This is a genomic window from Thomasclavelia sp., from assembly GCF_017889095.1.
Taxonomy (GTDB): Bacteria; Bacillota_I; Bacilli_A; order Erysipelotrichales; family Coprobacillaceae; genus Thomasclavelia.
The window spans coordinates 1-6,970 of record NZ_JAGHEW010000370.1; the positions used below are offsets into that span (position 1 = coordinate 1).

Genomic DNA, 6,970 nt, shown 5'->3' on the forward strand with positions numbered 1-6,970 from the left:
AACATATTACCATCATACATAAAACAGCTTTTAAAAATATCGCTAGAAAATTTATTAGGGGCAATTAAATAATCCCATTCCTTTTTTTGCCGATAAAATTGCGCTTTATATGTTGGTGAAGCCGCAGTTACTTCTTCTTGGTCAAAAGCCAGTCGTTTTAACGGCGTACCATGCCACGTTTCTAAAAATACTTGTTCTTCACGTTTTCTAAACCATAGAGGCTGACGAATATTGAAAACAAAATATTTACTAACGCCTAAATAATAAGCGTATTCACGGGTAAATCTTTTAACGACCTTACCACCATACGGTAATTTTTGTTTAGGATCATTTAAAACCCAAACAAACTGGTATTTACCAGGATAATTTTTAGCTAAATATTCATAGATATATTTTGGAGAATCAGCATAGCTTTTTCCCATAAACGTTTCAAACATAACCAGATTTTCAACGATTGGTTTATTGATGTATTTATGACGGTAAAGATATTTATTCATTTCATTTTTATTTTTCAATATCTTTTTAAACTTAATCTTAGCTAAATGGCGATTTACAGCTCTTTTTACCGTTTGTAAGTCCCCTTTGATACAGGCATTAACAATTTTTTTACTATAACGCGAACATTTCGCTAGTAAGCGTGGATTAATATCAGCTAATATTTCACCCATGACAGTAAAACGTTCTTCACGCCAAAAATCATTTTTGCTGCGACGAATCTTACGAGCAAAAAATTTAGTATAATAACGTAACATCTTAGAATCTAAATAATAGCGAATATAACTGTCTTTATCGACAATTGCTTTACAATATTTGTAAGCTTCGATAAACTCATTAAATTTGTTTTCATCTTTTAATTGTGATAAAGCGGGATTGTTAATGGGATCATTGTGTTTTCTTTTTACATATACACAATCTAAGACCCGATCAAAACTGTTAGCATAATCCAATAATTGAACTACAAATGGGGCATCGCTATAATAATTAAATGCTTCATTAAAAGTGATTTGATGGTGATCAAGCAATTCTTTTTTAATCAAGATATTTAACGCTGAAATATTACGAATCGCATGGCGTGTTCGAATCAAAACATCAGTAGCATATTCATTGGCGTTTTCATTTGTATATTCTTTTTCTAAAAAACGATGATTAGCATCATGATCTTTATCTTTAAGATTTAATTCATCATTTTTTTCATCACCCATAGTTTCAAAGACTTTCTTTTTAAACCAGGTTACTTTTCTAATTCCCGTAACTAAATCTAAATCACCTTGACTAGCACGAGCTAACAACTTATTTAAAGCCCCCGGCATTAAATAATCATCCCAGTCAATAAAATAAATATATTCACCAGTCGCATTAGCTAACCCAATGTTTCGTTTATAGGCAACATTACTGTCATCTTCTACCCGAATTATTTTTAAATTAACTTGATAGCTGGTTATTTTTTCATCAACCAAAGCATGATTACTAGCTACTAACAAGGTTTCAAAATCATTTAATTCTTGTTCACTAATACTTTCTAAACAATCATATAAATACTGTTCATGACGATCATAAGGAATAATAATACTTAACTTCATATAACTACCTACTTATGTAAATCGTCTTTTATTTTGGTTGTTGAAATACCTTCTGTTCTAGGTAAATAAACAACTTCACAATACTCTTTTAAATAATCAAATTTTCCTTTCCAATCATCACCCATGACAAATATATCAATATCATGTTCTTTGATATCACGAGGCTTTTGGTCCCATGATTCTTCTAAAATCACTTCATCAACATATCTAATTGCCTCTAAGATCAATTTACGATCATGGTCACTATGATATGCCTTTTTCCCCTTTTGAGCATTAAAAGCATCACTGCTTACAGCAACTACCAAATAATCCCCTAATGCCTTTGCTCGTTTAATAATGTTCAAATGACCTACATGAAATAAATCAAATGTACCATAAGTAATAACCTTCTTCATTAACTTTCACCTATCCTTTTATGCGATCAATAACTTTTTCCCAAAATCCAATTTGGGGATTTTGAACAATTCTTTTTTCAAACTTACTATCTCTAATCTTTGCTTTTTCTTTATTAGTAAGACTGTTATAATAGTCAACATATTCACCATAGCGGTCACAAACCTCATTGACTTCACCATATTCTTTAAGCATTCCGCCTTCGATCCACATTGCACTTTGACAAAATTTTCTAACTTGCGGTAATGAGTGCGAAATAAAAATAATTGTCTTTCCATTGTCTTTTAGTTCATTCATTTTATTAAGACACTTTTGAGCAAAACCTTTATCCCCAACTGATAACGCTTCGTCAACAATAATAATATCAGGATCTAAATAAATTGAAATGGAAAAACCTAACCGCGATTTCATTCCACTAGAATATTTTTTAACCGGCTGATATAAGAAATCTCCTAATTCCGCAAATTCTATCACCCCATCAATGATCGTTTGAATTTTTTTCTTTGACAGTCCTAATAAAGCGCCTTTGACATGAATATTCTCCAATCCTGTCAACTGTTTATTTAAACCAGTATTTATCGCAACTAATGACTGTTCTCCATTGATATGTAACTTACCTTCATCAATCTCACTGATTCCTGCTAAAATTAAAGATAATGTCGATTTACCAGAACCATTAGTTCCTAAAATCCCCACTACTTCTCCTTTAGCTATTTCAAAGCTAACATCTTTTAAAGCATAAAAACGTTTTGTTTCATTATTTTTCTTCTTACCTGTATTTTTCTTTTTTAACTTATATATCTTTGAAACGTGTTCAAACTTAACAGCATAATCTTCCATCTTATCACCTATATTAAATCAATAAATTTATGTTTGAATTTATACATCATCATGCAGCCAAAACCAAATAACACGATCGTAATTACCCAAAAAACAGCCATCTGTTTCCAATAATACATAAAACCATTATGATATAAAAAACAATCACGATAACCACAAACAATATAATAGATAGGATTGATCTTCATTACAAAACGGATCAAATTAAATAATGGCGTTTGAGCACTAAAACGGGAAATTGGCCATAGAATTGGTGTTAAATATAAAATTAACCGCATACAAGCTAAAATCAATTTTCTGGTATCTCGCGCTATCATATTTAATACTGATGTAACCATTGCCAAACTTACCGTAAAACAACAACCCGCAAAACAATAATAAATAAGTCCAAGCCAATAAATTGAAGGATAAATTCCCTGGGTAAAATAGAAGATAATTAATAAAATCATGATACAGGCATGATTAAATAATTCTTTTAAAATTACCGTAGCTGGCAAAACACTAACCGGAAATTTCATTTTCGTAATAACATTGATTTTTGAAAAAATAGCATTAGCTCCTTGAGTAATACAAGGATTGATAAAAAACCAGACAACCATCCCCGCTAACATCCATTGGATAAACGGAAACCCATCAACATCCTTACGATTCATAACCAATCCAAAAACAAAATAATAAGTCAAGATTTGAATTAACGGATTAGCAAAATTCCAAAAAATTCCTAATCTAGAATCACGCATATCTGATAATAATTCATATTTAGAAATAGAATATATTCTAAACAAATTACTAAAATTCTCCTTTAGAACATATTTTATACTTTTAAACATCTTATCCCTCCATACACCATGACTAACAAGTTTAAATTATTTGATAATTTACATAACTATATATTAACATTATAATTACAATACTTCCACCATGACTTTTGATATTAATCGCATTTTAGCTAAATATTTCTATAAAAATCATAACTAAAACGCCATGACTATAATATTAGAGCTGTATTTACAACTAATAAAATACCATAATTCTATCTAAAATCAAAAGATATTTTCATTTTTTTACTTATTTCTTTAAAGAAAAACAAACAATCTAGAAATAAGCATCATAGTTGAATCAAATGATAAAATATGATAATCTATTTATCGAAAGAGAGGCTATAGCAATGCAAGAAACCGTTTTATTATATAATATTGACAAAACTGAAGCTGGTAAGGCAATTATTTCGATTTTAGAGAAATTAAATGTTGAAGTTATTATTGTAAAAACTAGTGACTTAATGAATCCTTTAGGGTATATTTTAGGACTTGATGATTATGAAAGAGGAACAGAAGCTCTAACTTCAATTCCTCATGATGATATGATGGTATTAGCCGGATTTGAAGATAAACAGGTTGATTTATTGTTAGAAATCTTTAAAGAAGCTAATATTCCTTTTATTCCTTTAAAAGCTATTGTTACTAAAACTAATATCGATTGGACTTTTAAACAATTACTAGATAATGTTAAAACTGAATATCTTCAATTTACAGGAATGAAAAAAGCTCATTAAACCAAGGTAATTACTTTGGTTTTTTATTTATAAATCAAAGTATTCTTGACTTAATCAATTTGTTTTACTATACTAACAAATATCAAAAAGGGATAAAAATTGACATTATTTTTAGGAGGCTATAGCAGTGACTTTAAATGATTTACCAATTGGAAAAAGTGCAATGATCACTTCCGTCGGTGGTGAAACTTCATTGCGCCAGCATTTTTTAGATATGGGTTTAATTCCTGGAGAGGAAGTCACCATGGTCAAACATGCACCATTAGGTGATCCCCTTGAAATTAGGATCCATAGCTATGAATTAACTTTAAGAAAAGAAGATGCAAAAAAAATAACGATCGAAGATATTCACGATAAAAAAAAGAAACCTAAACATTTAACTTATGCAAAACAAATCGATCATCCTGGTTTAGGTGAAGAAGGAAAGTATCACAACAAAAAAACTGAGCACCCTTTAAGTGATGATGAACTATTAACATTTGCTTTGACAGGAAATCAAAACTGTGGTAAAACTACTCTTTTCAATCAGTTAACCGGTTCTTTTCAGCATGTGGGTAATTTTCCCGGAGTAACCGTTGATCGTAAAGACGGTAAGATCAAGCATCATGACAATACTATGGTAACTGATTTGCCAGGTATTTATTCAATGTCACCATATTCAAGTGAAGAATTAGTAACTCGTGAATTTATTTTAAATGAACATCCTAAATGTATTATCAATATTGTTGATGCAACTAATATTGAACGTAATTTATATTTAACGATGCAATTAATGGAATTAAATATTCCCATGGTCTTAGCTTTAAATATGATGGATGAAGTTAGAGAAAATGGTGGTTCAATTTTAGTAAATGAAATGGAATCAATGTTAGGTATTCCGGTAATTCCCATTTCTGCTGCTAAAAATGAAGGAATTCAAGAACTAGTTGATCATGCTATTCATGTTGCTAAATATCAAGAACGTCCTACTCGCCAGGATTTTTGCGATGTTAGCGATCATGGTGGTGCCGTTCATCGCTGCTTACATGCAATCATGCATTTAATCGAAGATCACGCTAAATCAGCTAACATCCCTAAACGTTTTGCTGCCTGCAAATTAGCTCAAGGCGATCAAATTATTTTAGAACAGTTAGATCTTGATAATAATGAAAAGGAAACTTTAGAGCATATCATTAAACAAATGGAAACTGAACGTAAACTCGACCGAGCTGCAGCAATTGCCGATATGCGTTTTACCTTTATTGCTAAGATTTGTAAAGCAACAGTAATTAAGCCCAAAGAAAGCAAAGAGCATTTACGAAGTATACAAATCGATCGTTTTTTAACTGGTAAATATACTGCAATTTTAGCCTTTATTGGGATAATGGCATTAGTTTTCTATCTTACATTTAATGTCATTGGGGCTGAACTTTCCAGTTTATTAGAAATGCTGATTGAATCAATTACTAATTTAGTAGCCAATATGATGATAAATGCTAATGTTAGTGAAGTATTACAGTCATTAGTTATTGATGGGATTCTTAATGGGGTTGGTAGTGTGCTAAGCTTTTTACCAACTATTGTTACCCTATTCTTTTTCCTATCATTATTAGAAGATAGTGGCTATATGGCTCGAATTGCTTTTGTCATGGATAAATTATTACGTAAAATCGGTTTATCTGGTCGCAGCATCGTGCCAATGTTGATTGGATTTGGCTGCAGTGTACCTGGAATCATGGCAAGTCGAACTTTACCATCAACTAGGGATCGTAAAATGACGATTTTATTAACACCATTTATGTCCTGTTCAGCAAAACTGCCAATTTATGCCTTTTTTACCGCTACCTTTTTTCCTAAGCACGGCGCTTTAATCATGGTTGGTTTATATTTTACTGGTATTTTAGTTGGTATTTTAACGGCTTTATTAATGCGTAAAACGTTATTTAAAGGTGAAGCTGTACCATTTGTAATGGAATTACCTAATTATCGTTTACCAAGCTGGAAAAATGTTAGTCAGTTATTATGGGAAAAAGCCAAAGACTTTTTACAAAGAGCCTTTACGATTATCTTTGTAGCGACGATCATTATTTGGTTTTTACAAACCTTTGATCTAACTTTAAATCCGGTAACTGATTCCCAAAACAGTATCCTAGCCTCTTTGGCAAGTATCATTGCCCCTATTTTTGCTCCGCTTGGTTTTGGCAGTTGGCAAGTTTCTACGGCTTTAATAACGGGATTTATGGCTAAAGAAAGTGTGGTTTCCACAGTTTCGATCCTTTTTGGCAGCACCGCTAATTTATTAGCTGCTTTGTCACCACTTAGCTGTTTATCGTTATTAATTTTCTGTTTATTATATACCCCTTGTGTTGCGGCAATTGCAGCAATTAAACAGGAACTGGGCGGTAAATGGGCAATCGTTGTGGCCTTTGGACAATGCTTAATTGCCTGGTTAGCTGCTTTTCTAGTCTTTGCAATTGGTACAATTATTGGATTTTAAAAAAATGACAGTTTTTTCTGTCATTTTTTTAACATTTGGATAATCATTTTTAATGTTACATTACCATTTGGATCTTCTTTTAAACCAGCTGTAATTTGAGAACATGAACCATAATCAACAATCAAT

6 protein-coding genes are annotated in these 6,970 nt (G+C 31.3%); 2 read left to right on the plus strand and 4 right to left on the minus strand.

Annotated elements, in window-relative coordinates; all coding sequences use genetic code 11:
- The 4 genes from J7M77_RS15605 to J7M77_RS15620 all read right to left on the minus strand — a co-directional run.
- Window positions 1-1,580 (minus strand): CDP-glycerol glycerophosphotransferase family protein (locus J7M77_RS15605; protein WP_296880243.1); only part of this gene is annotated, 1,580 nt, incomplete at its 3' end.
- Between the two features lie 8 nt (window positions 1,581-1,588).
- The gene (gene tagD / locus J7M77_RS15610; RefSeq protein ID WP_296880245.1) at window positions 1,589-1,975 is read right to left on the minus strand and encodes a glycerol-3-phosphate cytidylyltransferase; all 387 of its coding nucleotides are present in this window, start codon (window positions 1,973-1,975) and stop codon (window positions 1,589-1,591) included.
- A 10-nt stretch (window positions 1,976-1,985) separates the two neighbouring features.
- Window positions 1,986-2,813, minus strand: a complete 828-nt coding sequence (locus J7M77_RS15615; protein ID WP_296880247.1) for an ABC transporter ATP-binding protein — start codon at window positions 2,811-2,813, stop codon at window positions 1,986-1,988.
- Between the two features lie 8 nt (window positions 2,814-2,821).
- Window positions 2,822-3,643, minus strand: coding sequence for an ABC transporter permease (locus J7M77_RS15620; protein ID WP_296880249.1), 822 nt, complete (start codon window positions 3,641-3,643; stop codon window positions 2,822-2,824).
- A 338-nt stretch (window positions 3,644-3,981) separates the two neighbouring features.
- Between J7M77_RS15620 and J7M77_RS15625 the strand changes: the two genes are divergently transcribed.
- Together J7M77_RS15625 and feoB are read left to right on the plus strand one after the other, a co-directional pair.
- Window positions 3,982-4,368: a DUF3783 domain-containing protein gene (locus J7M77_RS15625; RefSeq protein WP_296880251.1), complete on the plus strand. Its 387-nt coding sequence runs from the start codon at window positions 3,982-3,984 to the stop codon at window positions 4,366-4,368.
- Window positions 4,369-4,495: 127 nt separating this feature from the next.
- On the plus strand, window positions 4,496-6,844 hold the full coding sequence (feoB, locus tag J7M77_RS15630) for a ferrous iron transport protein B (RefSeq protein ID WP_296880253.1): 2,349 nt from the start codon (window positions 4,496-4,498) through the stop codon (window positions 6,842-6,844).
- The last annotated feature ends 126 nt before the right edge of the window (window positions 6,845-6,970 follow it).